The sequence below is a fragment of the Pseudomonas sp. PDM02 genome (genome assembly GCF_014852285.1).
GTDB classification, from domain to species: domain Bacteria; phylum Pseudomonadota; class Gammaproteobacteria; order Pseudomonadales; family Pseudomonadaceae; genus Aquipseudomonas; species Aquipseudomonas migulae.
Genome location: NZ_JACVBL010000002.1, coordinates 132,377 through 157,791, shown reverse-complemented (window position 1 = coordinate 157,791; position 25,415 = coordinate 132,377). Strand labels below are relative to the sequence as shown.

The following is a 25,415-nucleotide window of genomic DNA, read 5'->3' as shown; positions in this document are numbered from 1 at the left end:
TTCCTGTGATGGGGGACATTCAGCGGATGGATGCACGTCCGCCAGACACTGACATCCCTGTAGGAGCGAGCGGTGCGACGATTCGACTTGCCCGCGAAGGCGTCCTCAAGGTCATCGCAATGGCTGATGGCCTAATCGCCAGCAAGCCGGCTCCTACAGGGGTACGGGTCAGCCTGAGAGGTGTTGCTCAACCCAAGTCCGTACTTCGCCATACGGATACTCTTCCAGCGCCGCAAACCCCGGAATCGACCGAGCCTTGAGCTTGGTGAACAGCGGCACACTGATCCCGCACAGAAACCGTGTCACCCGCTCAGCGGGAGGAATGCTGCCGGTGTGCTGCTCGTGCCTGTGGATAAAACCACCACACAGGGCCTCGAAGTTTTTATCCACAAGCGTCGGCAACTCCGGCGGTGCGGGCAGCCGCGCCACGTGCCCGTGACACACCGAACAATGCCCGCACTGCTGCGGCGAGTTTTCGTCACCGAAGTATTCGGCCAGGCGATTACCCAGGCAGTGGTCAGTGGCGAACAGGTCCAGCATGGCGTGAATCCGCGCAATCTCGGTGCGTTCGTGCCGGGTGAAACAATCATGCAGTTCGGCACTCAGCGCCTGAATATCGAACTCCGTTTGCAGCAGGCTGTAGACCTCGGTCATCTGCTTGCTTTCCAGCTCGACCCAACCCTTTTCCTGGAAGTAATCCAGCGCCTTGACCACCCGATTGCGCTCGGCTTGATGCTGCTCGTACAGCGCATCGAAGTTCACCGTCGCCCAGGTCCGCGCACGGTTGGAGGTCTGGATGATGGCCGCGACGAAATCCCTGCGCTCGCCCTCGAAGCGGGCGAGCAAGTCTTCCGGCTCCAGCAAATACTTGAAGCGATATTCAGCGTAATAGGCGTAACGCGGGGCGATGATCCCGCGCAGCTCCAATTGCACCAGCAAGGTCTTGAGCGGCAACTGGCGAATGTTGCTCTGATCGGCCAACGGCCCTAGCAGAAATTCCCAATGCCCCTCGGGCACGGCGGCTTGCAATTCGTCGAGCACATGACGGATGCCTTCCAGCTCCGGCGTGTCGCCGTAGACGAAATTTTCCAGCACGTTGAGGCTGTCGCGGTTGGCCAGTACCAGGCAGTCCGATGGCTGCCCGTCACGCCCGGCGCGACCGATTTCCTGGCTGTAGTTTTCGATGGATTTGGGCAGGTCGAAATGCACCACGTTGCGGATGTCACTCTTGTCGATGCCCATGCCGAAGGCGATGGTGGCGACGATGCAATTGGACTGGCCGCCCATGAATCGTTTCTGAATGGCTTCGCGTTGTTCGTGGGGTAAACCGGCGTGATAGGCCTCGGCCTGAATACCGTTGCGATCCAAGTGTTCGGCGATGTGTTCAGCGGTTTTCTGCAGCGTGACGTAGACGATGCTCGGCTGGTCCGGACGCTCGCTCATCCATTCGACCAAGCGTCGGCGTTTGTCCTGACCGCGCACCGGTTCCACCAACAAGTTGAGGTTCGGCCGGTAGAAACCGGTGGTCACCACGTCTTGCGGCGCAATGGCGAATTTCGCCTCCATGTCCGCGATCACTTTCGGGGTCGCGGTGGCGGTCAGCAACAACGCTTGAGGAATGTTGAACTGACGCTGGTAATCCGGAAGTTTGAGGTAGTCGGGTCGGAAGTTATGGCCCCACTCCGAGATGCAATGCGCCTCGTCCACCACCAGCAGCGAGATGGGCACTTGCTGCAAGAAATTGCGGAAGCGCTCGTTCTTCAGGCGCTCCACGGAAATCATCAGAATCTTCAATTCGCCGGACTTGGCGCGGGCCATCACGTCACCGGCGTCATCGCGGCTTTGAGCCGAATCGATACTGCCTGCCGAAATGCCATGGCGCTGCAGAAACGCCAATTGATCCTGCATCAACGCGAGCAGCGGCGAGACCACCAGCGTCAGGTGCGGCAGCAACACCGCCGACATCTGGTAACACAGGGACTTGCCTGAACCCGTGGGGAAAATCGCCGCCGCCGAGCGCCCGGCCATCACCGCGCTGACCACCGCCTCCTGGCCGGGTCGAAACTGTGGATAACCGAAAACCTGTTCCAGGGTGTTGTGCATAAGCTGTCACTCCGTTGACCGCTGCGAAGCCCAAAGCCTAGCCGGTGATCGCAGCGAGTCGAGAAAAGGTCGGGGGCAAAAACGATACGGGATGATACAGCGGATGGCGCAGGGGGATTGCTGGGTTTGAGGACTGTAGTGGCTGACAGATCGCTTTCGCGAGCAAGTCGAATCGTCGCACCGCCGCTCCCACAGTTGATCGTCAGTGAACCCGGATTTTGTGTACGACCCAAGTCCCCTGTGGGAGCGGGCTTGCTCCGGGCGGCGTTCCGACGAAGAGGCCAGCAAGATCACCACAAAAACACTGACGAGCTCAGGGCACCAACACCGCCACCCGCAGCTGTTCATTCAACATCTGCTCATGAAACACCTGGCTCTTGCTCGCCCACACCGCATGGGCCGGGCTGATTTCGCCGGTGAACGCCGCCGCCAACTGACGCAAATCAGCGACGCTTCGTACACGCGGGCAGAACGGTTCGCCGTCGCAGTTCTGACTGGCGTTGCGGTAGGTGGTCAGCAACCGATCCCACAACCCGTCACGCACTTGTCGCACAGACTTGAGCTTCAATGCCTGCACGCCCAGACGCTGTTTCAGCCCCTGTTCGTCCAGCGATTCGCTGGCCAGCAACGCCTTGCCGAACATCAACACCTCCGCACGGGACGCGGTGTCCATGTTCGCCTGCGTGGTGAGGGCATCCGGCCAACCGGTGCGGGCCATGTTGGCCAGCATCATCGAACTGCCAGCGTCGGCCGCGCCCGTCAAACGACAAACACCCGCCCACAACAACAAAACCGAGGCCATACGTAGCCACTGCATACCTAATTCCCTTTAAGTGCCTAACCAGGCATTTTCGAAATGCCCTACAGATTCTGGCGCGCACCATACAGAGGTTTACTGCGTCGCGCCTGATAAACACGTAGGAAATTTCACCAGTAGGGGTTTCGGTGAAAAAAACCTCGGGAATCACGTAGGGCCAATGCCCGAAGACCAGTAAATCCCCTACACATTCTGTCGATTGCGGCTGTATTGCCGCAGCCCGCCGTCCCCTTCATAGTTTTCGGCGCGGCTGAAACAGTGTGTCGGCCTGCTCGACTTCCCAAAGGACTGCCCCCGATGCAAGACCGCTACCGCCCCCTCAAAAGCAGCTACAGCGACACCCCGGTCCTGGTCATCGACACCGAGGCCGACCCACACGAAATCCTCGACGCCGCCCGCCAACGCATCCACGCCGCCAGCGACCTGCTCGAAACCCTGTATTGCCTGTGCTTCAAACAAGCAGATGCAAGCGACATCCCCAACATCGTCAACGCCCTCTACCTGCTGACCCAGGACGGCAACGAACTCCTCGACATCGCCCGCCAACGCCTCCCAAAGCTCACCGCCGGCTAATGCCCCCAGCCCCTCTGTAGGAGCGAGGCTTGCCCGCGAAGAACGATAACGCGGTGAACCTGACTAAAAACTTCAGCTGGAGATAACTCCGTAGGCAACGCCCTATCAAAGCTTCATCCCGGTCCTACAACACAAGACACCTTGTCGCCTATCGCCAACCGGTGGCTCGCACCTATAGTCGGACCGTCGCTGCAAATCAGCGACTCGGGCTTGGTCACCCGAATGGATAACGCATCAGCCTCCGTTGTATGCTGCCGGCACCTCTGTGTCTGCACCCTATATGGTGGCTGTGTTTGGGACGCCTTCGGGCGTGCCGGGTTATGCGTATATCCTCACCGGTTGACCAACCCGAACACAGTCCGCCTCCCATCGCTTGGTCACGATGATGGCGGTTTTGCATGATGCATTTGAGGATGAATAAAATGAAAAACACATGGAACCCGCTCACCGATCGCTACCGCCCACTCCAAACCAACCTCACCGATTCCCCACCCCTGATCATCGACACAGAAGCCAACCCGCAAGACATCCTCGAAGCCGCCCTCCAGCGCATCCGAGCCTCCAGTGAGTTGCTCCGAACCCTGCATTGCCAAACCTTCGAGCAAGGCGATCTAGAAGACATCCCCCACATCACCCACGCGCTCTACCTTCTGACCCAGGACGGCTGCGACCTGCTCAAAGTCGCCCAACAACGCATGATGGGCTGGAAAGCCCCTGCCTGACGTCGAGTGAACAGATCGTTCTCATGCTCTGCGTGAGAACGGTCAAACAGCGCTGAATGCCGCCATCGAACACCGGAGATAACCATGAGCAAATTTTTTGATGAGCTGATGGAAAGCGTGCAACAGATGGACGAGATCTTACGGCGTAAGCGTCAGCCTTCCCGCGAATCCCACATTGATGCGTTGCAAGCCAAAGAAAATTCCAAGGATATCGGTATGACTCAGGCCAATAAGGGGCAACCACTATGAACCTCGCCCCCAACTTCCCCGACAACCACACCATGCACCTGCTCATGCAGCTGCTGCACGAAGAAATTGGCCTGCCCGAACGCAAAACCATCAGCCTCACCACCTCGATCAACTTCGATCTAGGCTGCGACGGCGCTGACGCCCGGCATCTGATGGAAGCGTTGGAAGAACAGTTCGGGGTCGACTTCGTGGACTACGATGCCTATCGCTACTTTCAGCCGGAAGGGTTTGATGTGTTTCTCAAGCGCCGAGCCAAAGGCCGTGGCGACAAGGTGCCTTTAACCATTGGCATGCTTTACCAAGCGACTCAGACGCAACGATGGGATACACAGGCGCTAGAGAGCATGTAGCACCTAAGTCATCACCGAGCATAAGTGGCAATATTCTGGCTGTTTATCTAGATTTAAGCTGGAATAATGCTTGTTACGGTGAACGAGCAAATCCAAATCATATAGCGCCAACCGAGAGAAGTCCCTGTAGGCAAGACCAGCACAACAACCAACAAGTGCTATTATTCTGGCAGTTAAGCCTGAAAAACGAAGGAATAATGGCACATGGCAAAGAAAACAGCGCCACTACTGCCCGCAGCAGCCAAGCTACTCTCCGAGTTTGGGGAACGACTGAAACTCGCTCGGCTGCGCCGCAAGCTGACAGCCAAGCAAGTCGCCGAGAGGGCTGGCATGTCCCTGACGACGCTGCGCTCTCTGGAATCAGGTGGATCAGGTGTGACGATAGGCGCCTATTTATCAGTGATGCAGGTGCTGGGTCTGGAGAAAGACTTGAGCAAGCTCGCCGCAGTGGATGAGCTGGGCCGCCAACTGCAAGACGCTCAATTGATCCCAGGAGCAAACATCACAGTCAATAAATACCCACGAGTACGCAGTGTGACTCCCGCAAAGACATCGCCACCTATTCGCGACAGGGAGACGAGGGCATCAGATAGTCCCACCTCAAAATCGGAGCTTGCTGCTGAATTCCCTTTTAACACTCACTCTTTATCCAGTTTATTAACCAAGAAAAAACCTAAACCTGCGACGGGTAAAAAATGACACGGATCGCGGTGTATGCCGATTGGGAGTCCTTGAATGGCCCAAGGCGCCTTGGGTTCCTCCATGCCAGAAAGGCTCGCTCCAGCAACGTATTCGAGTTTGAGTACGACACCGCAGCACTAGCCGATCCCGAATTGAACTTCACATCGCTGGATCCGCGCATCAGGCTCTTCGAAGGCCGACAATTTCCCGGCCAGCATCAGACCCGGTTTGGCGTTTTTGCCGACTCAAGCCCTGATCGATGGGGCCAATTGTTAATGAAGCGGCGCCTGGAGCGAGACATCCGTGAAGGGTTTGCGCCTCAAGGCACCAAACTGTACGAATCGGATTTCCTTCTTGGCGTCCATGACCTCTATCGGGTCGGAGCTATCCGCTACAAGCTAAATGATGAAGGCAACTTTCTGGATGATCGCGATGGTTTGGCTGCCCCTCCTTTCGTCGAATTACGCGCATTGGAGGAAGCAAGCCGCGCCTTGGAAAGCGATCCGGACAACACGTCTCCGGATGGGCGCGAATGGCTGAGGATGCTGATAGCACCCGGTGGCTCACTAGGGGGCGCCAGACCCAAGGCCAGCGTTGCCGACGAGCGTGGTCATTTGTGGATCGCCAAGTTTCCGAGCACTCGCGACGACTATGACGTCGGCGGTTGGGAAATGGTGGTCAATGCCTTGGCAAGTCATTGTGGCTTGCGGGTTGCGACCGGCACTGCACGCCGCTTCGCGAGCGATCACCACTGTTTCATGGTCAAGCGTTTCGACCGTACAGAACAGGGTGGCCGACTGCATTTTGCATCAGCCATGACCATGACCGACCGCGTTGACGGTGACGATGCATCGGTCGGTGCCAGCTATCTTGAGTTAGCAGAAGTGCTCATGGAGCACGGCTCGGAAACCAATGCGGACCTTCGCGAGTTGTGGTCTCGTATCGTGTTCAACATCCTTGTTTCCAATACTGACGACCATCTGCGCAACCACGGCTTTATCCTTGATCCCGGCCGGGGGTGGCGCCTCTCTGATGCCTACGATATGAACCCTGTGGCACACGCCGATGGGCTGAAACTCAACATCACAGATGCCGACAACGCGCTGGATCTTGAGCTCGCTCGCGAAGTGGCTGAGTACTTCCGGGTAAGTCGAGCAGATGCGGAAGAAATTATTGAGAGCTTCCAGGAGGTAGTTAGCCAATGGTCAATTCTGGCCAATGCACTGGGATTGTCGAGGCGTGAGCAGGACAATATGGCGCCTGCATTCCGGCTTTCAGGAGTTTAGTTTTTTGAAGTCGCGCAAGGCATAACACTCGGATACTCGGACGCTGGGAAACCTCTAACGTCCGCAGCCTATAAGGACATAGCGTGGACGTACTGATGGGTTTACTCGCCGCCTTACTGTGGGGCGGCACGGATTTTCTGGTGGGTTTGAATGCCCGCGCAGTGGGCGTAAAGCGCGCCGTGTATTTCGGTCAGGCGCTGGGGTTCAGCATCATGAGCCTGCTGTTGGTCGCCTTCCCCGCGTTCATCCTTAAGTCGATGTCGGCATCACTCAATATCTGGCTGATTGGCATTGTCGCCGCCGTGCTGACGGTGTCTGGTGCCCTCGCGTTGTCCAAAGCCTTTGCCCTCGGCAAAGCGTCCATCGTTGCGCCTCTGGTAACTTCTTATGGCGTTGTAACAACGTTGCTGTCCTGGGCCGGAGGTGAGCAGATCAGCCTGATTCAGCTGCTTTGCATTGCTCTGTGCGTGATCGGGGTGATTCTCTCCAGCATCCATTCCGACTCGAAAATCCCACACACCACTCAAGCCAGTAGCTCGATTGCCTATGCGCTGCTGGCCGCCGTTTTTTACGGCACCAGTTTCTGGCTGCAAGGCCACTTCGTGCTTCCGGTCCTTGGTCCGGTAACGATGCTTTGGCTCGCTTATTTGGTTGGTCTGATCGTGCTGGTGGTTATCGTTCTGAGGATCAAGGACGGACTGAAAATTCCACCGCTGAAAAACTGCATGACGCTGACCGGTGCCAGTTTGATGAACCTGGGTGGGTTTTCTTCGTTCGCCTGGGGCGCGGTGGCAGGATCGGTTTCGGTGGTAACGGTGATCAGCACACTGTCCGGAGGAATCGCGGCGATTCTGGGATACGTATTTTTCAAGGAAAGGCTGGCAAAGTTACAGGTGCTTGGCGTGGTTCTGGTGTTGGTGGGCGCGTTCGTTTTGCACCTGAAAACCTGAGCCGCCCTCACAAAAAAGGCACCTTACGGAATCCTGGATAACGCACGACCTGTAGGAGCCGGCTTGTCTGCGGGCGGCGTTCCGACGATAAACTCAAGTACGCTGCGTTTATCCAGACAGCACGCGTTATCGTTAACGACCATCGCCAGCAAGCCGGCTCCTACAGGTCGTGTGATATTCGTTACCCACAAAAAAGCCGCCCCAAAGGGCGGCTTTTTCATTACATCAAACCAATCTTACAACTTCGGCCCAGCAGCCTTGATCGCGTCGCTCACTTCGAACTTCTTGAAGTTCTCAACAAACAACCCGGCCAGTGCTTTAGCCGCTTCATCGTAAGCAGCCTTGTCAGCCCAGGTGTTACGTGGGTTCAACAGGCCAGTCTCAACGCCCGGTACGGCCAGTGGCACGTCGAGGTTGATGGTGTCGAGGTGTTCGGTTTCAGCACCGATCAACGCGCCGCTCTGGATCGCTGCGATGACGCCGCGAGTGGTCGGGATGTTGAAGCGTTTGCCGACGCCGTAGCCGCCGCCGGTCCAGCCGGTGTTGACCAGGTAGACCTTGGACCCGAAGCCGCGGATGCGCTTGATCAGCAGTTCTGCGTATTCGCCGGCCGGACGCGGGAAGAACGGTGCGCCGAAGCAGGTGGAGAAGGTCGACTTGATGCCGCTGCCGGAACCCATTTCGGTCGAGCCCACCAGTGCGGTGTAGCCGGACAGGAAGTGGTAGGCCGCTTGTTCTTCGCTGAGGATCGACACTGGTGGCAGAACGCCGGTCAGGTCGCAGGTCAGGAAGATCACAGCGTTTGGCTCGCCACCGAGGTTTTTCTCGGAACGCTTGGCAACGTGCTCCAGCGGGTAGGCGGCGCGGCTGTTCTGGGTCAGGCTGACATCGGCGTAGTCGGCGTGCTTGGCGTCGTCGATCACGACGTTTTCCAGGACTGCGCCGTGCTTGATGGCTTTCCAGATGACAGGCTCGTTCTTCTCGGACAGGTCGATGCACTTGGCATAGCAACCGCCTTCGATGTTGAAGACAACGCCTTCGCCCCAGCCGTGTTCGTCGTCACCGATCAGGTAACGGCTTTCGTCGGCCGACAGGGTGGTTTTACCGGTGCCGGACAGGCCGAAGAACAGGGTCACGTCGCCCGCTTCGCCGATGTTGGCGGCGCAGTGCATCGGCAGTACGTCAGCGGCCGGCAGCAGGAAGTTCTGCACCGAGAACATGGCTTTCTTCATTTCACCGGCGTAACGCATGCCGGCGATCAGCACTTTTTTCTGTGCGAAGTTGATGATCACGCAACCGTCGGAGTTGGTGCCGTCACGCTCTGGCACGCACTCGAAGTTGGCAACGTTGAGCACTTGCCACTCAGCACGACCCGCCGGGTTGTACTGGGCCGGGTTGATGAACAGGCAACGACCGAACAGGTTCTGCCAGGCAGTCTGGGTGGTCATCTTCACGGCCAGGTAGTGATCTTCGGCCGCGCCTACATGCACGTGGGAAACGAAATGATCTTGCGCGTTGTTGAAGGCCTCGACGCGAGCCCACAGGGCATCGAACTTGTCGGCCGGGAACTTGCGGTTGATCGGGCCCCAGGCGATAGCGGCCTGGGTGGTCGGCTCTTCAACGATGAAACGATCGACTGGCGAGCGACCGGTACGGTGACCGGTGCGAACAACCAGCGCGCCGGTATCGGCAAGCTCGCCTTCACCGCGATTCAGGGCTTCTTTAACCAGATCATCAACACTCAGATCGGTGTACACGGCGTTATTGGCTTGCGTCATGAGGTTCCCCGTCGGCCAGTGGCCGAGTGCTCCAAACGTTTTGTAGTAGAAAGTCGTGCACTACTACCGCGAAAAAAGTGGGCCGGATTATGCCAGAAACGCCCAAAAAAAGTAGGGCCCTCCCGTCGTAACGGCGTTATTCCGGCACTTTCCAGTGAATTTACCTGCGCTGAACCGTTTTAGTGACGGGTATCTGACGGCGTCTCGACGCCCGCACCGGCGAATAATTGAACGATATCGGCGGCGTCGAACAGGTAACGTTCATTGCAGAACTGACAGTCGACCTCGATGTTGCCACCGTGTTCGACGACCAGGCTCTGCGCATCTTCCAGACCCAAACTGACCAGAGCATTGGCAGAACGTTCGCGCGAGCAGCTGCAACGGAAGCGCAATTTCTGCACATCGAACAGCCGGACCTGCTCTTCGTGGTAGAGGCGATGGAGCACGGTTTCGTTGTCCAGACCGAGCAATTCATCGGCGTTCAGGGTGCTGGCCATCGCGGTGATGTGCTGCCAACTGGCGGCGCGTTCTTCTTCGTCTTTCAGGCGGTCGGCGGGCAGTTGCTGCAGCAACAGGCCACGGGCGCGACGGCCATCGGCGTACAGCCAGAAACGTGTGCCCACCTGTTGCGACATCACGAAGTAGTTAGTGAAGCACTCCGACAGGGTTTCGCCATCCAGGTCGACGATGCCCTGATAACGCTGGCCCACGGTCGGGTCGACGGTCAGCGCCAATACGCCGTTGGGCATCAGGTCGGCGAGGGTGGCGTCGGGGGCGATCTGGTCGGCCTCGTAACGGGCCAGACCACGGATGTCACGTTCGCTGGAGCATTCGATCATCAGCAACGGGATCGGGCCGTCGGACCGCGCCTGAAGAATCAGCAGACCATCAAACTTCAAGGTGCCGACCAGCAACGACGCGGCGGCCATCAGTTCGCCAAGCAGTTGCGCGACCGGCTCCGGATACGGGTGTTTGGCAAGGACCTCGGCGTAGCTGCGCTCCAACGAAACCAGCTCGCCGCGGGTGTCGCTGTCATCGAAGATGAAGCGTTGGGTGTAGTCGGTATCCGGTAGATCGGTCATAGGTTTGGGTATCTGAAGTAAATGATAAAAAGGTTACAAACGAGAAAATCGCGCCTCTGTAGCACCGTTTTGGTGCGCACTGTTCAGCCAAGGGAGGCATTTTATGAACAATCCGGTTTTGTTCCAAGCAAGGTGGAACGTCTGCCGGTGGCGCTGTGCAATTTCGTGCCGCGGGTGCTGCTGGCCTTCTGGTTATGGCCTACAGGTCAGAGGCTGTGTGTGATTTTCGACGAGTGGCTTTCCATCCACTCGATTCGCCGGTGGCGATTCTCCCGATATGGCTGCGCATTCGGGTAATTGCAAGTCTGCGTTCGTTCGATGCGGTGGTCTGGGGGATACTGCTGGTCGGATAAGTGTGGTGCGTAGCGCCTGAATCCGGGGATGGCTGGCGAGTGCTGCGCACTCGATCGCGAGCAGGCTCGCTCCCACATTGAAATGCGTATTCCTTGTGGGAGCGAGGCTTGCCCGCGAAGACGTCAGCCCAGACAACGCAGAAACAACAGCCTCACTCGTCGTTGCTGCTCCCACGAAATTTAAACAGATCCCGCCGCTGCTTCTTGCTCGGCTTGCCGTCGGTGCTCACGCCCAGCGAGCCCGCCTTGCGCATCGCCGCAGCCGCTTCGCGCTTGGCGATGCTGGCTTCAGTTTCGGCGTACAACGTCTGAGCTTCCGGCGCACCACGGCGCACGATCGATAACGCCTGGACCACCACCGTACGCTCCTCGAACCCTGCGCGAATCTGAAACTCGTCGCCGATCCGCGGCTCTTTGCCCGGCTTGCAACGCTCACCCCGGCAATGCACCTTGCCACTTTCAATCGCCGCTTTCGCCAAGGCACGTGTTTTATAAAAACGCGCGGCCCACAACCACTTATCGAGACGGACCTTGTCGTCCTCTTCGCTTTTTTGTGCCATGGAATTTCCTCATTCTGAAATATTGGTGAACTGTACTACCGTTTCTGTCGTGCCAGGATTTCCACCGACCCGTACTACAATGCGCACGCCACACCTCGCTTGCAGGGGTGGAATTCCGGGCTGTAGATATCTGTCGCCTTTTAACCATTATTCTGCGTGAATACCGCGAATCCGGCCGCGTGCGGCCCCAGCGGTATCCACCGGTTGAGTACCTTTGAAGACATTTGACCATTTGACCGTTGTCGGTCTGCGCGAGTGGGTGGCGCTCCCGGGTTTGGGAGTTGCGGGCCTGCGGGCAAAAATCGACACCGGTGCCAGCACCTCCAGCCTGCATGCCACTGACATCGAGCCGTTCGAGCGCGACGGCGAACAGTGGGTGCGCTTCACCGCGCACCTGGGCACGGTAGTGCAGTTGCGACACCGACGCTGTGAAGCACCGCTGGTGACGATGAAATCCATCAAGAGCTCCAACGGCCAGGCGCAGAAGCGTTACGTGGTCAGCACCACCCTGGCCCTCGGTGATCGGGTCTGGCCCGTCGAGTTCACCCTCGCCTGCCGCAAGTCCATGCGTTATCGCCTGCTACTCGGTTCCAAAGCCCTGATCGACGGCCAACTGGTGGTCAATCCGGGCATTAAGTATGTACAAGACAAGCCGGTGTTCCCGGTATCTACCTCCTCCACAGGTGTTGCATGAAGATCGCTGTGCTGTCGCGGAACCCGCGTCTGTATTCCACTCGTCGTCTGGTCGAAGCCGGTACCGAGCGTGGCCATGAAATGGTGGTGATCGACACCCTGCGCGCCTACATGAACATTGCCAGCCACAAACCGCAGATCCACTACCGCGGCAAGCCGCTGGAAGGTTTCGACGCGGTGATCCCGAGGATCGGTGCATCGGTAACGTTCTATGGCTGCGCGGTACTGCGTCAGTTTGAAATGATGGGGGTGTTCCCGCTTAACGAATCGGTGGCCATTGCCCGCTCGCGGGACAAACTGCGTTCGCTGCAATTGCTCTCGCGCCGAGGGATCGGTTTGCCGGTCACCGGGTTTGCCCACTCCCCGGATGACATTCCCGACCTGATCGACATGGTCAACGGCGCGCCGCTGGTGATCAAAGTGCTGGAAGGCACCCAGGGCATCGGCGTGGTGCTGTGCGAAACCGCAACGGCGGCGGAATCGGTGATCGAGGCGTTCATGGGCCTCAAGCAGAACATCATGGTTCAGGAATACATCAAGGAAGCCGGCGGTGCGGACATTCGCTGCTTCGTGGTCGGCGACAAGGTGATTGCGGCGATGAAGCGTCAGGCCAAGCCTGGGGAGTTTCGCTCCAACCTGCATCGCGGTGGCAGCGCCAGCCTGATCAAGATCACGCCGGAAGAACGCATGACTGCATTACGCGCTGCGAAGGTGATGGGACTGGCGGTGGCGGGTGTGGATATTCTGCGTTCGAATCACGGGCCGTTGGTGATGGAAGTGAATTCATCGCCGGGGCTGGAGGGGATTGAAACCACCACCGGGAAGAATGTGGCGGGGATCATCATTGAGCATCTTGAGAAGAATGGTGGGCCGAATATGACTCGGACCAAAGGTAAGGGCTGATTCTGAATATGTGGCGGCAGTGATGCCGCCTTCGCGGGCAAGCCTCGCTCCTACATGGATTTGTGATCACTGTAGGAGCGAGCGGTGCGACGATTCGACTTGCCCGCGAAAGGGCCATCAGCCCCACTGAAGATTTCAGTTGTTAAACCGCATCCCGAGGCAACATCAATCCAAGCGGCAACCGCACCCGCGCTTCCAGCCCACCGCCAGTACGATTGCGCAACTCAACATTCCCACCATGCATCGAAGCAATCCGCTTCACGATCGCCAACCCCAACCCGGTTCCTTTGCCACCGCGAGCACGATCCCCACGGGTAAACGGGTTGAAGATCGCCTCCAGCTCCGACGGATCAATCCCCGCCCCACGGTCCATGACGCTCAGCACCACATACGGGGCGCTGACATCCCCGGACACATAAGCCGCCACCTCAACACCGCTGCCAGCGTGATGCAGCGCATTGCCGATCAGGTTGTTCAGCAACCGTTTCATGGACACGCGACGCAGCGGAAACGGCTGAATCGGCTCCAGACGCAAGCGTACTTTCTCTTCATTCTGGTTAAACGGCGCGGCGACTTCGCGGACCAGATCGCTCAAGTCCACCTCTTCCACCGATTCATCACGGCCATCGCGGATGAACGCGAGGAACTGGTCGAGAATCGCGTCCATGTCCTCGATGTCGCGGACCATGTCGTCCGTCAGGTCGCTGTGGTCACCCATCAGTTCCAGTGACAAGCGCAAACGAGTCAGCGGTGTTCGCAGGTCATGGGACACCCCGGCCAGCATCAGCTCGCGCTCGCGGCCAGCCTGTTCGACGTCTTCGGCCATCTGGTTGAACGCGCGGTACACCTCGGTCATCTCGCTCGGCGTGTCGCTGATCGGCAGGCGCACGCTGCGGCCCTGGCCAAGTTGGCGGGCGGCATAGACCAGGCGCTTCAACGGTTGATTGAGCTGACTGACGAAGATCCACGCCGAGGCGGTGGACAGCAAGCCAATGGCAAGGAACCAGCCGAGCACGTTCCAGATTTTCTGGCCGCGCAAAGGATGCGGATACAGCGGCACTTTCAGCCAGCCATCGCCCAGGCTCGGCGCCCGGACCCACAGCGCCGGCGGCGAGTGCATGCGCAATCGCACCTCGGTGTCGGCACCGAGTTCGGCCTGCATCTGCCGCTGATAGATCTCGCTGTAGGGCCAGTGTTGCTCGCCTTCCGGCACACCGGTGCCCACCACCCGGATCAGGGTCGCGGCTTCGGCAATCTTGTCGCGGTTGTTTTCATCGGCCGCCCAATAGGCGCGCAGCGTCAGGGCGACGCCGTGGCTGTATTGACGGTCCACCAGCACGTCTTCGTTCATCAACAGATAAACCAGGGTCAGCGCCTTGGAAAACAGGACGACAATCAGCACCAGCCACAGGGTGCGGGAGAAGAAACTCTGGGGGAACCAAACCGGGGTTTTCATGAATAACCGCTACACACTTGCAGGAGCGAGCGATGCTCGCATATTGCGGATCGCGAGTCTGCGGACAACATCATCCGCACGACCCGCTCCTACAAATCGCCGATCACTTGGTGGCGGCGCCATCCGGAACGAACACGTAGCCCACGCCCCAGACAGTCTGGATGTAACGCGGCTTGGACGGATCAGGCTCGATCATCCGGCGCAGACGGGAAATCTGCACGTCGATGGAACGCTCCAGGGCATCCCACTCGCGGCCACGGGCCAGGTTCATCAGCTTGTCGCGAGTCAGTGGCTGACGCGCGTTCATGACCAATGCCTTGAGCACCGCAAACTCACCGGTGGTGAGCATGTGCACTTCGTCACCGCGTTTCAGTTCGCGGGTCGCCAGCGACAGTTCGTAGTCACCGAAGGTCACGCTTTCGTCTTCGCTGCCCGGCGCACCCGGCACCGGCGCCGACTGACGGCGCAGGACCGCTTTGACGCGAGCCATCAGCTCATCCGGGTTGAATGGTTTGGCCAGGTAATCGTCGGCGCCCAGTTCCAGGCCCTTGATGCGGCTCAGCTCGTCGCCCTTGGCGGTGAGCATGATGATCGGAATCTGATTGTTCGCGCCGCGCAGACGGCGGCAGGCGGTCAGACCGTCTTCGCCGGGCAGCATCAGGTCGAGGACGACCAGGTTGAACACTTCACGCGCCAGCAGGCGGTCCATTTGTTCGGTGTTCGGTACGGCGCGGGCGCGGTAGCCCTTGCTGACGAAAAAGCGTTCCAGCAGGCTACTGAGCCCCGGATCGTCGTCAACGATAAGAATTTTTTCGCCTTCAGCAATGTTTGCAGTGCTGCTCATTGGATGCTCCTTTGATCTCGGCGCGCATTATGGCGTAGCTGCCGTTATACGCACCGTGTGCATTGTTAGCAGATTTTTCCTTCACCGCCAGAAATCCGGGCATTGTGCCTACAGCCTGTGATGCCCCCGAATGACAGAACGCTGGTTATAATGCGCGGCCTTTTGTGTCAGGCAACGTCTGATCGTTACCGTTGTGGCGGCTTTTTATTTTCATCGCCACGGCAGTAATTGTTCGATTTCACGGGTCAACGGGATGCCTGTTGATCCAGGTAGCGGCGCAGGCCAGGCCGCTCAACCAGACTCGCCGAGCCTTTATCCCCGCGCCCGCGAGCCTGCTTTCACAATTTGTCAGGTGGTTTTATGGACAGCATCAACAGCCGCATCGCCGAGGAACTCGGCGTACGCCCACAACAGGTCGAAGCGGCCGTCGCGCTACTCGATGAAGGCTCTACCGTTCCCTTCATCGCCCGTTACCGGAAAGAAGTGACCGGCAGCCTCGATGACATCCAGTTGCGTCATCTGGAAGAGCGTCTGCGCTACCTGCGAGAACTCGACGAACGGCGCATCAGCATCCTCGCCAGCATCGAAGAGCAAGGCAAGCTGACCCCGCAACTTGAACGCGACATCAAGCTCGCCGACACCAAGACCCGCCTCGAAGACTTGTACCTGCCGTACAAGCAGAAGCGCCGCACCAAGGGCCAGATCGCCCTGGAAGCCGGCCTCGGCGAGCTGGCCGACGGCCTGTTCAACGATCCCTCGCTGACCCCGGACACCGAAGCCGCACGCTTCATCAACGCCGAAAAAGGCGTGGCCGATGTGAAGGCGGCCCTCGAAGGCGCCAAGTACATCCTCATGGAGCGCTTCGCCGAAGACGCCGGCCTGCTGGACAAGCTGCGCAACTACTTGAAGCAAGAAGCCACCCTCAGTGCCCGCGTGATCGCCGGCAAGGAAGAGGAAGGCGCCAAGTTCCGCGACTATTTCGAACACGACGAACCGCTGAAAAGTATGCCGTCGCACCGCGCGCTGGCGATTTTCCGTGGCCGCAACGAAGGCATTCTCAGCTCCGCGCTGAAAGTCGGCGACGAGCTGCCGGGCACCATGCACCCGTGCGAAGGCATGATCGGTCAGCAGTTCGGTATCCAGAACCAGAACCGCGCCGCCGACAAATGGCTGGGCGAAGTGGTGCGCTGGACGTGGAAGGTCAAGCTCTACACCCACCTCGAAACCGACCTGCTGGGTGAACTGCGCGATGGCGCGGAAACCGAAGCGATCAACGTGTTCGCGCACAACCTGCACGACCTGCTGCTGTCGGCTCCGGCCGGCCCGCGTGCCACCCTGGGCCTCGACCCGGGCCTGCGCACCGGTTGCAAGGTCGCCGTGGTCGACGCCACCGGCAAGCTGCTGGATCACGCCACGGTTTACCCGCACGTGCCGCACAACAAGTGGGACCAGACCCTGGCGATTCTCGCCGCCCTGTGCGCCAAGCACTCGGTGGACCTGATCGCCATCGGCAACGGCACCGCCAGCCGCGAAACCGACAAGCTGGCTGCTGAACTGATCAAAAAATACCCAGCCATGAAGATGACCAAAGTCATGGTCTCCGAAGCCGGTGCATCGGTTTACTCGGCGTCGGAACTGGCCTCCAAGGAATTCCCGGACCTCGACGTGTCGATCCGTGGCGCGGTGTCCATCGCCCGTCGCTTGCAGGATCCGCTGGCCGAGCTGGTTAAAATCGATCCGAAATCCATCGGTGTCGGCCAGTACCAGCACGACGTGTCGCAGCTGAAACTGGCGCGCGGCCTGGACGCTGTGGTCGAGGACTGCGTGAACGCCGTCGGCGTCGACGTGAACACCGCTTCCGTGGCGCTGCTGGCCCGTATCTCCGGCCTCAACGCGACCCTGGCGCAGAACATCGTCAGCCACCGTGACGAGCACGGTGCGTTCAAAACTCGCGCAGCGTTGAAGAAAGTGGCGCGTCTGGGTGAAAAAACCTTCGAACAGGCGGCCGGGTTCCTACGCGTGATGAACGGCGACAACCCGCTGGATTCGTCTGCGGTTCACCCGGAAGCCTATCCGCTGGTGCAACGCATCGCTGCTGAAACCGATCGGGATATTCGCTCGCTGATCGGCGACGCGAGCTTCCTCAAGCGTCTTGATCCGAAGAAGTACACCGACGAAACCTTCGGTCTGCCGACGGTCACCGACATCCTGCAAGAGCTGGAAAAACCTGGCCGCGACCCGCGTCCTGAGTTCAAGACCGCCGAGTTCCAGGAAGGCGTCGAAGACCTCAAGGACCTGCAACTGGGCATGATCCTCGAAGGCGTCGTGACCAACGTGACCAACTTCGGTGCATTCGTCGATATCGGCGTGCATCAGGACGGTTTGGTGCACATCTCTGCGCTTTCGGAGAAGTTCATCAAGGATCCGCGCGAAGCGGTGAAGGCCGGCGACGTGGTGAAAGTGAAGGTCATGGAAGTCGATATCCCGCGCAAACGCGTCGGCCTGTCGATGCGCATGAGCGACACCCCGGGCGAGAAAATCGACGGTGCCCGTGGTGCGCGTCCGGGGTCGGCACCGCGCCAGTCCCAGAACACTGCACCGCGCAAGGAAACCACGGCAGCGGCCCCGTCCAACAACGCCATGGCTTCGTTGTTCGCTAACGCCAAGCAGTTGAAGAAACGCTGATGGAAATCCCGGCCGGGCTGACCGAAAGCGCGTTTTTCAAGCTGCTGGGCTGTCGCTTGCACAGCCTGGAAACCGGGGTGGCGCAAGTCGCCCTGGCGCTGGAACCCGAACTGCGCAATCGCGGCGGCAAGTTGCACGGCGGGGCCCTGTTCAGCCTGGTGGACATTGCCATGGGGCTGGCCTGTTCCAGCACCCACGGCTTTGACCAGCAGAGCGCGACCATCGAGTGCAAGATCAACTACATCCGCGCCGTTTCCGACGGTGAGGTGATGTGCACGGCGCGGGTGATCCACCCGGGCCGCCGCACGCTGGTGGTCGAAGCCGACGTGATGCAGGGCGACAAACTCGTCGCAAAAGCACAAGGCACGTTCGCTGTCCTGTAGCTAGCCGTCATCGATTTGAGGTAATTTCAGCGCAAAGAAACCTGTGGGAGCGAGACCGGCTTGCCGGCGATGGCGATGTGTCAGTCAACATATGAGTCGCCTGACAATCCGCCATCGCCGGCAAGCCGGTCTCGCTCCCACAGGGATTGTGCAGTTCTTTACTGACCGGCATGGCTTGCGCGGTTGCAAAAACCAGGCGAAAACGCCAGTTTCAACTTCACCCTTGTAGACCGTCCTGCCCACCCCCATATTGGGGCGACTGACGCGTGAAGGAATCCAACTTGAGCGAACTTCTCAACCGCCGCCTGGCTCTGCTCGGCGAGCGCGCTAACCTCTCTCTGCTCGAACAGTGCCTTCACGGCATCGAACGTGAATGCCTGCGCGTGACCGGCGAAGGTCGCCTGGCGCAAACGCCGCACCCGGAAGAATTGGGTTCCGCGCTGACCAACGAACAAATCACCACCGACTATTCCGAGTCGCTGCTGGAGTTCATCACGCCCGCCCTGCCCGACCCGGCCGACACCCTGGCGAGCCTGGACAGGATTCACCGTTTTGCCTACAGCAAGCTCGGCAACGAGTACCTGTGGAGTCCATCGATGCCGTGCCCGTTGCCGGCCGAGGAAGATATCCCGATCGCCTATTACGGCACCTCCAACATCGGCAAGCTCAAGTATGTCTACCGCAAGGGCCTGGCCCTGCGCTACGGCAAGACCATGCAGTGCATCGCCGGGATTCACTACAACTTCTCCCTGCCAGAGAAGCTCTGGCCGCTGCTCAAGCAGGCGGAAGGTTTTGTCGGTACTGACCGAGACTATCAGTCGTCGGCCTACATCGCGCTGATCCGTAATTTCCGCCGCTACAGCTGGCTGCTGATGTACCTGTTCGGTGCTTCGCCAGCGCTGGATGCCGGTTTCCTGCGCGGTCGCACGCATCAGTTGGAACAGCTGGACCCGGACACCTTGTATTTGCCGTACGCCACCAGCCTGCGCATGAGCGATCTGGGTTACCAGAGCAACGCCCAGGCCGGCCTGACGCCGTGCTACAACGACCTGGCGAGCTACACCGACAGCCTGCGCAAAGCGGTGGCCACACCGTATGCGCCGTATGTCGAAATCGGCACGCACCAGGACGGTGAGTGGGTTCAGCTCAACACCAACATCCTGCAGATCGAAAACGAGTACTACTCCAACATCCGCCCGAAACGCGTGACCTACACCGGCGAGCGCCCGATCCAGGCGCTGGTAGCCCGTGGCATTCAGTACGTCGAAGTGCGTTGCCTGGACATCAACCCGTTCCTGCCGATGGGTATCGACCTCACCGAGTCGCGGTTCCTCGATGCGTTCCTGCTGTATTGCGCGCTGAACGACAGCCCGCTGTTGACCAGTAATTCGTGCGGCAACGCGACATCGAACTTCCTCAGCGTGGTCAAGGAGGGTCGCCGTCCGGGCCTGCAACTGCAACGCGACGGTCAACCGGTTGACCTGAAAGAGTGGGCGGGCGAGTTGCTGGAGAAGATTGCGCCACTGGCGGCGTTGCTGGATCAGAGCCATGGCGGTGATGCGCACAGCAAGGCATTGGACGCGCAACTGGCCAAGGTCAAGGATTCGTCCCTGACGCCATCGGCCCAAGTGCTGGCGGCAATGGCCGAACACAAGGAAAGCTTCAGCCAGTTCTCCCTGCGCCAGAGCCAGGCCCATGCGGAATATTTCCGCAGCGAGCCTTTGAGCAGCGAAGACCAGGCAACATTTGAAGAGCGCGCGCGCTCCTCGCTGGCTGAGCAAGTGGAGCTGGAGCAGAACGAAGTCGGCGATTTCGATGTGTTTGTCGGCTCGTATCAGGCGAGCATTTTGGCAATCAGCAACTAACCTCTGAAGGTCCTTCGAATCTTTTCGCGGGCAAGCCTCGCTCCTACAGTTTTGTGTCGATCACCCAGTTGTGACTCGACCCCCAACCTGTAGGAGCGAGGCTTGCCCGCGAAGGCTGCGCCGCGGTCTTGCTTAGAATTTTCCGCTCATAAGCTCATTCGAAAAAGTTATTTATTTTCGGATTCTTATATCATTTAGTCTCTTTTTCACGCCGACTCTCGGTCCGCCTGAAAAGGAGCTTCCCAATGAAACTGCATTTCCCTCTTCGCCTCCTGGCGGCCGCGTCTTTGGCTGCGGCGAGTTTCTTTGCCCAGGCGGCTGACGTGACTGTCGCCTACCAGACCACCGTGGACCCGGCGAAAGTCGCCCAGGCCGACGGCGCCTACGAAAAAGCCACCAACGCCAAAATCGACTGGCGCAAATTCGACAACGGTGCCGACATCATCGCCGCCATCGCTTCCGGCGACGTGCAGATCGGCTACCTCGGTTCCAGCCCTCTGACGGCTGCAATCACCCGCAAAGTCCCGGTTGAAACCTTCCTCATCGCCACCCAGATCGGTGCCGCTGAAGCCTTGGTTGCCCGCGACGGCTCCGGGATCAAGACGCCGCAAGACCTGATCGGCAAGAAAATCGCCGTGCCGTTCGTTTCCACCGGCCACTACAGCCTGCTCGCCGCGTTGAAGCACTGGAACATCGACCCTTCGAAAGTCACCGTACTCAACCTCGCCCCGCCAGCCATCATCGCCGCATGGAAACGCGGTGACATCGACGCCACCTACGTGTGGGACCCCGCGCTCGGCGTGGCCAAGGAAAACGGCAAAGTGCTGATCACCTCCGGCGAACTGGCCAAGTTCGGCGCACCAACGTTCGATGCCTGGATCGTGCGTAAAGACTTCGCCGAGAAGCACCCGGAAATCGTCACCGCGTTCGCCAAAGTCACCCTCGACGCCTACGCCGATTACCGCAAAGACCCTAAAGCCTGGCTCGCCAATCAATCCAACGTCGACAAGTTGGTGAAGCTGTCCGGTGCCAAGGCCAGCGACATTCCGCTGCTGCTGCAAGGCAACGTCTACCCGCTGGCGGCTGACCAGGTGATCACCCTCGGCGCGCCGACCACCAAAGCCATCACCGACACCGCCGTGTTCCTGAAAGAACAAGGCAAGGTCGAGGCCGTGCTGCCGGACTACGCGCCGTACGTCAGCGCCAAGTTCATCACCAACTGATCGGGAGTTAATTGCGATGGCCTTGCTACAGCTGGAGCGCATCAGCGCACAGTACCCCGGCAGCCCGGAACCGGTATTGGCGGATATTTCCTTGAGCCTTGGGCCCCAGCAATTGCTGGTCGCCCTCGGCCCGTCCGGCAGTGGCAAGACTTCGCTGTTGAACCTGATTGCCGGTTTCGTCGAGCCCAGCGCCGGGCGCATCACCCTCGATGGCGTGCCGGTCAAAGGCCCGAGCGCCGAACGCGGCGTGGTGTTTCAGGACGACGCGCTGCTGCCTTGGCAAGACGTGTTGGCCAACGTCGGTTTCGGTCTGGAACTGGCCGGTGTCTCCCGGGACAAACGAGAAATCCGCGCTCGGGAAATGCTTGCACTGGTGGACCTTTCCGGTTTCGAAAATCGGCGGATCTGGCAGCTGTCCGGTGGCCAGAAGCAGCGTGTCGGTCTCGCCCGTGCTCTCGCCGCCGACCCTCGCGTATTGCTGATGGACGAACCTTTCGGCGCCCTCGATGCCTTCACCCGCGAACAGATGCAGGAGCTGCTGCTGCAAGTCTGGCAGCGCACCGCCAAACCCGTATTCCTGATTACCCACGATATTGAAGAAGCGGTATTTCTCGCCACAGACCTGATTCTGCTGGCGCCAAATCCCGGGCAAATCGTCGAGCGCCTGAGCCTGGATTTCGGTCAGCGTTACGCCGCCGGCGAGTCCGCACGGGCGATCAAATCCGACCCGCGCTTTATCGAAACCCGCGAACACGTACTCGCCAAAGTGTTCTCCCAACGCAGCGCCGCCACGCGGCAGGAGCGCGCATGAGCAGCTATGAAATTCCGGCCGTGACGGTGAAACCGGGTTCGACGGTGATTCCTGTTCGGCGCAGCCTCAGTACTCGCTGGATCAGCGTGCTGACTCTGGTCGCGCTGGTTGCCCTGTGGTGGGCCGTTACCGCCACAGGAATGATCGAACCGCTGTTCCTGCCGCCACCGTCCGCCGTGCTGCAAAAAGGCTGGTTGTTGGTGACCACCGGCTACATGGATTCGACGTTGTGGCAGCACTTGGGCGCGAGCCTCAGCCGCATCGGCCTGGGCCTTGGTTTTGCCGTGCTGACCGCCGTGCCGGTCGGCATCGCCATCGGTCACAACCGTATTGCGCGCGGCATTCTCGATCCGCTGATCGAGTTCTACCGCCCGATTCCACCGCTGGCCTATCTGCCGTTGATTGTCATCTGGTGCGGCATTGGTGAATTGTCGAAAGTCCTGCTGATTTACCTGGCGATTTTCGCCCCGATCGCCATCGCCACCGCGACTGGCGTGCGCACCGTCGACCCGGCCAAATTGCGCGCCGCGCAGTCCTTGGGCGCGACCCGGGCGCAGTTGATTCGCCATGTGATTTTGCCGAGTGCGTTGCCGGACATTTTGACGGGCGTGCGCATCGGTCTGGGCGTGGGCTGGTCAACGCTGGTCGCCGCCGAACTGATCGCCGCCACCAGCGGCCTGGGCTTCATGGTGCAGTCGGCCGCACAGTTCCTGGTCACCGATGTGGTGGTGCTGGGGATTCTGGTGATTGCGCTGATCGCCTTCGCCATGGAGATGGGCTTGCGTGCGCTGCAACGCAAACTGGTGCCGTGGCACGGCCAGGCTCATTAACAATTTCCCATGTGGGAGCGAGCCTGCTCGCGATGCGGTGTGCCATGCGAAATTGCTGTAACTGACACACCGCTTTCGCCGGCAAGCCGGTCTCGCTCACAGTCGGTACCCCGAATTCAGTAGAGAACCACCATGAGCAACCTGACAATCGTCCCCCTCAGCTCCGCCCTCGGCGCGCACATCAGCGGCATCGACATCAGTCAGCCATTGAACCTGGAACAGCGCGATGCCATCGAGCAGGCACTGCTCAAGCATCAGGTTTTGTTCTTTCGCGACCAGCCGATCACGCCGCAGCAACAGGCGCGTTTCGCCGCCAACTTCGGCGACCTGCACATTCACCCGATCTACCCGAATGTGCCCGAACAGCCGGAAGTACTGATCCTCGACACCGCCGTCACCGACGTGCGCGACAACGCGATCTGGCACACCGACGTGACCTTCCTGCCGACCCCGGCGATGGGCGCGGTGCTCAGCGCAAAACTGTTGCCGGAGTTTGGCGGCGACACGTTGTGGGCCAGCGGCATTGCGGCTTATGAGGCGCTGTCCGCGCCGATGAAAAGTCTGCTGGAAGGGCTGACGGCGACGCACGATTTCACCCGTTCGTTTCCGTTGGAGCGCTATGGCAACACGCCTGAAGCATTGGCTCAGTGGGAAGAGGCTCGCCGCAAGAATCCACCGCTATCGCACCCGGTCATTCGCACGCATCCGGTGAGCGGGCGCCGTTCGTTGTTCGTCAGTGAAGGGTTTACGTCGAAGATCAATGAACTGTCGGAGACGGAGAGCGAGGCGATTCTGAAGTTTCTGTTCGCCCATTCCACGCGGCCGGAATTCACCATTCGCTGGCGCTGGCAGCAGGACGACATTGCGTTCTGGGACAACCGCGTGACGCAGCATTACGCGGTGGATGACTACCGGCCGGCACGGCGAGTGATGCAGCGGGCGACGGTGTTGGGGGATGTGCCGTTTTTTCGGTGAGCCCCGGAGTTCTTTATTGACATTGATGACCTCTTCGCGAGCAAGCCCGCTCCCACATTAGACCGCGTTCAATGTGGGAGCGGGCTTGCTCGCGAAGGCGATATAGCAGGCGCCAAATAAACCGGCGCGAACGCTTACTCCGCAGTCGAAGGTTTCTCCCAAAGATTGATCCCGCCCTCTTGGGCAAACCGGTCTATCTCCGCCAACTCTTGCGCACTGAAGCTCAGATTCTTCAACGCCCCGACGTTCTCGATAATCTGCTCCGGTCGGCTCGCACCGATCAGCGCCGAAGTCACCCGAGGGTCGCGCAACGTCCAGGCCAACGCCAGTTGCGCCAGGCTCTGGCCGCGACGCTTGGCAATCTCATTGAGCCCACGCACATGGGCGATGTTGGCCTCCGACAGGTGCGAGGACTGCAACGAACCGCCGCCCGGACGATTGACCCGCGCATCCTTCGGAATGCCGTTGAGGTATTTGTCGGTCAACAGACCCTGCGCCAACGGCGTGAACGCAATCACGCCGGTGCCCAGCTCGTCGGTGACATCCAGCAGATCCTTTTCCACCCAGCGATTGAGCAGGTTGTAGGCCGGCTGGTGAATCAGCAACGGCACTTTCCACTCTTGCAACAGCGCTGCCATCTCACGGGTTTTCACCCCGGAATACGACGAGATGCCAATGTACAGCGCCTTACCCTGCTGCACCGCCGTGGCCAGTGCGCTGGCGGTTTCTTCCAGCGGCGTGTCCGGGTCGAAACGGTGGGAGTAGAAAATATCCACGTATTCCAGGCCCAGACGCTGCAGGCTCTGATCAAGGCTGGCCAGCACGTATTTACGCGAACCACCGCCCTGACCGTAAGGACCGGGCCACATGTCCCAACCCGCCTTGCTCGAGATGATCAGCTCATCGCGATACTGCTTGAAGTCTTCACGCAGCAAACGCCCGAAGTTGGTCTCGGCGCTGCCGTACGGCGGGCCATAGTTATTGGCGAGGTCGAAATGGTTGATCCCCAGATCGAACGCCGTGCGCAGCAACGAGCGCTGGGTGTCGATCGGCGTGCTGTCGCCGAAGTTGTGCCACAGGCCCAGGGACAACGCCGGCAATACCAGACCGCTGCGACCGACGCGGCGGTAAGGGATGGAGTCGTAGCGGTTTTCGGCAGCGGTGTAGGTCATCGAATCCTCTCTTGTCTGTCTTGAAGTTGGTATCGACTGCTTCGCAAGTTGCCCAGCATACGCCCAGACAA

At 59.5% G+C, this 25,415-nt stretch carries 23 protein-coding genes and 2 pseudogenes; 17 read left to right on the top strand and 8 right to left on the bottom strand.

Annotated features, from left to right (window positions below):
• Window positions 1–168: 168 nt before the first annotated feature.
• A complete protein-coding gene (locus IB245_RS04245; RefSeq protein ID WP_192226751.1) occupies window positions 169–2,103 on the bottom strand; it encodes an ATP-dependent DNA helicase RecQ in 1,935 nt (644 codons plus the stop codon).
• Window positions 2,104–2,416: 313 nt separating this feature from the next.
• Complete coding sequence (locus IB245_RS04240; RefSeq protein WP_008040133.1) at window positions 2,417–2,920, bottom strand: hypothetical protein; 504 nt, start codon at window positions 2,918–2,920, stop codon at window positions 2,417–2,419.
• Window positions 2,921–3,217: 297 nt separating this feature from the next.
• Between IB245_RS04240 and IB245_RS04235 the strand changes: the two genes are divergently transcribed.
• The 7 genes and pseudogenes from IB245_RS04235 (at window position 3,218) to IB245_RS04205 (ending at window position 7,731) form a co-directional block, all read left to right on the top strand.
• On the top strand, window positions 3,218–3,493 hold the full coding sequence (locus IB245_RS04235; RefSeq protein WP_008025051.1) for a hypothetical protein: 276 nt from the start codon (window positions 3,218–3,220) through the stop codon (window positions 3,491–3,493).
• A gap of 422 nt (window positions 3,494–3,915) precedes the next feature.
• A complete protein-coding gene (locus IB245_RS04230) occupies window positions 3,916–4,215 on the top strand; it encodes a hypothetical protein (RefSeq protein WP_412548035.1) in 300 nt (99 codons plus the stop codon).
• 84 nt (window positions 4,216–4,299) lie between these two features.
• Window positions 4,300–4,443: pseudogene (locus IB245_RS04225) on the top strand (transcriptional regulator); the annotation flags it as partial.
• Between the two features lie 17 nt (window positions 4,444–4,460).
• Window positions 4,461–4,814, top strand: coding sequence for a DUF1493 family protein (locus IB245_RS04220; protein WP_192226747.1), 354 nt, complete (start codon window positions 4,461–4,463; stop codon window positions 4,812–4,814).
• A gap of 204 nt (window positions 4,815–5,018) precedes the next feature.
• A complete protein-coding gene (locus IB245_RS04215) occupies window positions 5,019–5,513 on the top strand; it encodes a helix-turn-helix domain-containing protein (RefSeq protein ID WP_192226745.1) in 495 nt (164 codons plus the stop codon).
• Window positions 5,510–6,781, top strand: a complete 1,272-nt coding sequence (locus IB245_RS04210; RefSeq protein ID WP_192226743.1) for a type II toxin-antitoxin system HipA family toxin — start codon at window positions 5,510–5,512, stop codon at window positions 6,779–6,781. Before IB245_RS04215 ends, IB245_RS04210 begins: the two co-directional genes overlap by 4 nt.
• Before the next feature lie 95 nt (window positions 6,782–6,876).
• Complete coding sequence (locus IB245_RS04205; protein WP_192227009.1) at window positions 6,877–7,731, top strand: EamA family transporter; 855 nt, start codon at window positions 6,877–6,879, stop codon at window positions 7,729–7,731.
• 236 nt (window positions 7,732–7,967) lie between these two features.
• On the opposite strand, the gene IB245_RS04200 is transcribed toward IB245_RS04205, so the two are convergent.
• Together IB245_RS04200 and hslO are read right to left on the bottom strand one after the other, a co-directional pair.
• Window positions 7,968–9,509: a phosphoenolpyruvate carboxykinase gene (locus IB245_RS04200; protein WP_008025058.1), complete on the bottom strand. Its 1,542-nt coding sequence runs from the start codon at window positions 9,507–9,509 to the stop codon at window positions 7,968–7,970.
• A 179-nt stretch (window positions 9,510–9,688) separates the two neighbouring features.
• Complete coding sequence (gene hslO / locus IB245_RS04195) at window positions 9,689–10,591, bottom strand: Hsp33 family molecular chaperone HslO (protein ID WP_192226741.1); 903 nt, start codon at window positions 10,589–10,591, stop codon at window positions 9,689–9,691.
• A 103-nt stretch (window positions 10,592–10,694) separates the two neighbouring features.
• Here hslO and IB245_RS29010 point away from each other — a divergent pair.
• Window positions 10,695–10,935 (top strand): annotated as a pseudogene (locus IB245_RS29010) (phosphoesterase); the annotation flags it as partial.
• A 161-nt stretch (window positions 10,936–11,096) separates the two neighbouring features.
• Here IB245_RS29010 and IB245_RS04190 read toward each other — a convergent pair.
• Complete coding sequence (locus tag IB245_RS04190) at window positions 11,097–11,504, bottom strand: RNA-binding S4 domain-containing protein (RefSeq protein WP_008025063.1); 408 nt, start codon at window positions 11,502–11,504, stop codon at window positions 11,097–11,099.
• A gap of 247 nt (window positions 11,505–11,751) precedes the next feature.
• Between IB245_RS04190 and IB245_RS04185 the strand changes: the two genes are divergently transcribed.
• On the top strand, window positions 11,752–12,198 hold the full coding sequence (locus tag IB245_RS04185; RefSeq protein ID WP_177318178.1) for an ATP-dependent zinc protease: 447 nt from the start codon (window positions 11,752–11,754) through the stop codon (window positions 12,196–12,198).
• On the top strand, window positions 12,195–13,100 hold the full coding sequence (gene rimK, locus IB245_RS04180; RefSeq protein ID WP_007949201.1) for a 30S ribosomal protein S6--L-glutamate ligase: 906 nt from the start codon (window positions 12,195–12,197) through the stop codon (window positions 13,098–13,100). Before IB245_RS04185 ends, rimK begins: the two co-directional genes overlap by 4 nt.
• 142 nt (window positions 13,101–13,242) lie before the next feature.
• Here rimK and IB245_RS04175 read toward each other — a convergent pair whose 3' ends face one another.
• Together IB245_RS04175 and ompR are read right to left on the bottom strand one after the other, a co-directional pair.
• Window positions 13,243–14,556 carry an ATP-binding protein gene (locus IB245_RS04175; protein ID WP_192226739.1) on the bottom strand — a complete coding sequence of 438 codons (1,314 nt, stop codon included), beginning with the start codon at window positions 14,554–14,556 and terminating at the stop codon, window positions 13,243–13,245.
• Window positions 14,557–14,659: 103 nt separating this feature from the next.
• Window positions 14,660–15,400, bottom strand: a complete 741-nt coding sequence (gene ompR / locus IB245_RS04170) for a two-component system response regulator OmpR (protein ID WP_008032260.1) — start codon at window positions 15,398–15,400, stop codon at window positions 14,660–14,662.
• 360 nt (window positions 15,401–15,760) lie between these two features.
• Here ompR and IB245_RS04165 point away from each other — a divergent pair, with 360 nt between their 5' ends.
• The 7 genes from IB245_RS04165 (at window position 15,761) to tauD (ending at window position 24,172) form a co-directional block, all read left to right on the top strand.
• Window positions 15,761–18,085: a Tex family protein gene (locus IB245_RS04165; RefSeq protein WP_008040150.1), complete on the top strand. Its 2,325-nt coding sequence runs from the start codon at window positions 15,761–15,763 to the stop codon at window positions 18,083–18,085.
• Window positions 18,085–18,468 (top strand): PaaI family thioesterase, encoded by a 384-nt coding sequence (locus IB245_RS04160; protein WP_008019061.1) that lies wholly within the window; start codon window positions 18,085–18,087, stop codon window positions 18,466–18,468. The genes IB245_RS04165 and IB245_RS04160 overlap by 1 nt, the downstream gene beginning before the upstream one ends.
• A 281-nt stretch (window positions 18,469–18,749) precedes the next feature.
• Window positions 18,750–20,333 carry a glutamate--cysteine ligase gene (gshA, locus tag IB245_RS04155; protein ID WP_192226737.1) on the top strand — a complete coding sequence of 528 codons (1,584 nt, stop codon included), beginning with the start codon at window positions 18,750–18,752 and terminating at the stop codon, window positions 20,331–20,333.
• A gap of 245 nt (window positions 20,334–20,578) precedes the next feature.
• Complete coding sequence (gene tauA / locus IB245_RS04150; RefSeq protein WP_008032265.1) at window positions 20,579–21,556, top strand: taurine ABC transporter substrate-binding protein; 978 nt, start codon at window positions 20,579–20,581, stop codon at window positions 21,554–21,556.
• 16 nt (window positions 21,557–21,572) lie between these two features.
• The gene (tauB, locus tag IB245_RS04145; RefSeq protein WP_008040159.1) at window positions 21,573–22,367 is read left to right on the top strand and encodes a taurine ABC transporter ATP-binding subunit; all 795 of its coding nucleotides are present in this window, start codon (window positions 21,573–21,575) and stop codon (window positions 22,365–22,367) included.
• A complete protein-coding gene (gene tauC / locus IB245_RS04140; RefSeq protein ID WP_008032267.1) occupies window positions 22,364–23,197 on the top strand; it encodes a taurine ABC transporter permease TauC in 834 nt (277 codons plus the stop codon). Before tauB ends, tauC begins: the two co-directional genes overlap by 4 nt.
• A 132-nt stretch (window positions 23,198–23,329) precedes the next feature.
• Window positions 23,330–24,172: a taurine dioxygenase gene (gene tauD / locus IB245_RS04135; protein ID WP_192226735.1), complete on the top strand. Its 843-nt coding sequence runs from the start codon at window positions 23,330–23,332 to the stop codon at window positions 24,170–24,172.
• 134 nt (window positions 24,173–24,306) lie between these two features.
• On the opposite strand, the gene mgrA is transcribed toward tauD, so the two are convergent.
• Window positions 24,307–25,344, bottom strand: a complete 1,038-nt coding sequence (gene mgrA, locus IB245_RS04130) for an L-glyceraldehyde 3-phosphate reductase (protein WP_192226733.1) — start codon at window positions 25,342–25,344, stop codon at window positions 24,307–24,309.
• Window positions 25,345–25,415 lie beyond the last annotated feature (71 nt).

Coding starts and splice junctions, on each gene's coding strand:
- IB245_RS04205 (WP_192227009.1), top strand. CDS start 6,877: ATGGGTTTACTCGCCGCCTTACTGTGGGGCGGCACGGATTTTCTGGTG.
- mgrA (WP_192226733.1), bottom strand. CDS start 25,344: ATGACCTACACCGCTGCCGAAAACCGCTACGACTCCATCCCTTACCGC.
- IB245_RS04210 (WP_192226743.1), top strand. CDS start 5,510: ATGACACGGATCGCGGTGTATGCCGATTGGGAGTCCTTGAATGGCCCA.
- rimK (WP_007949201.1), top strand. CDS start 12,195: ATGAAGATCGCTGTGCTGTCGCGGAACCCGCGTCTGTATTCCACTCGT.
- IB245_RS04240 (WP_008040133.1), bottom strand. CDS start 2,920: ATGCAGTGGCTACGTATGGCCTCGGTTTTGTTGTTGTGGGCGGGTGTT.
- tauD (WP_192226735.1), top strand. CDS start 23,330: ATGAGCAACCTGACAATCGTCCCCCTCAGCTCCGCCCTCGGCGCGCAC.
- IB245_RS04160 (WP_008019061.1), top strand. CDS start 18,085: ATGGAAATCCCGGCCGGGCTGACCGAAAGCGCGTTTTTCAAGCTGCTG.
- IB245_RS04220 (WP_192226747.1), top strand. CDS start 4,461: ATGAACCTCGCCCCCAACTTCCCCGACAACCACACCATGCACCTGCTC.
- IB245_RS04235 (WP_008025051.1), top strand. CDS start 3,218: ATGCAAGACCGCTACCGCCCCCTCAAAAGCAGCTACAGCGACACCCCG.
- tauC (WP_008032267.1), top strand. CDS start 22,364: ATGAGCAGCTATGAAATTCCGGCCGTGACGGTGAAACCGGGTTCGACG.
- ompR (WP_008032260.1), bottom strand. CDS start 15,400: ATGAGCAGCACTGCAAACATTGCTGAAGGCGAAAAAATTCTTATCGTT.
- IB245_RS04215 (WP_192226745.1), top strand. CDS start 5,019: ATGGCAAAGAAAACAGCGCCACTACTGCCCGCAGCAGCCAAGCTACTC.
- IB245_RS04245 (WP_192226751.1), bottom strand. CDS start 2,103: ATGCACAACACCCTGGAACAGGTTTTCGGTTATCCACAGTTTCGACCC.
- IB245_RS04175 (WP_192226739.1), bottom strand. CDS start 14,556: ATGAAAACCCCGGTTTGGTTCCCCCAGAGTTTCTTCTCCCGCACCCTG.
- IB245_RS04230 (WP_412548035.1), top strand. CDS start 3,916: ATGAAAAACACATGGAACCCGCTCACCGATCGCTACCGCCCACTCCAA.
- IB245_RS04165 (WP_008040150.1), top strand. CDS start 15,761: ATGGACAGCATCAACAGCCGCATCGCCGAGGAACTCGGCGTACGCCCA.
- hslO (WP_192226741.1), bottom strand. CDS start 10,591: ATGACCGATCTACCGGATACCGACTACACCCAACGCTTCATCTTCGAT.
- IB245_RS04190 (WP_008025063.1), bottom strand. CDS start 11,504: ATGGCACAAAAAAGCGAAGAGGACGACAAGGTCCGTCTCGATAAGTGG.
- tauA (WP_008032265.1), top strand. CDS start 20,579: ATGAAACTGCATTTCCCTCTTCGCCTCCTGGCGGCCGCGTCTTTGGCT.
- tauB (WP_008040159.1), top strand. CDS start 21,573: ATGGCCTTGCTACAGCTGGAGCGCATCAGCGCACAGTACCCCGGCAGC.
- IB245_RS04200 (WP_008025058.1), bottom strand. CDS start 9,509: ATGACGCAAGCCAATAACGCCGTGTACACCGATCTGAGTGTTGATGAT.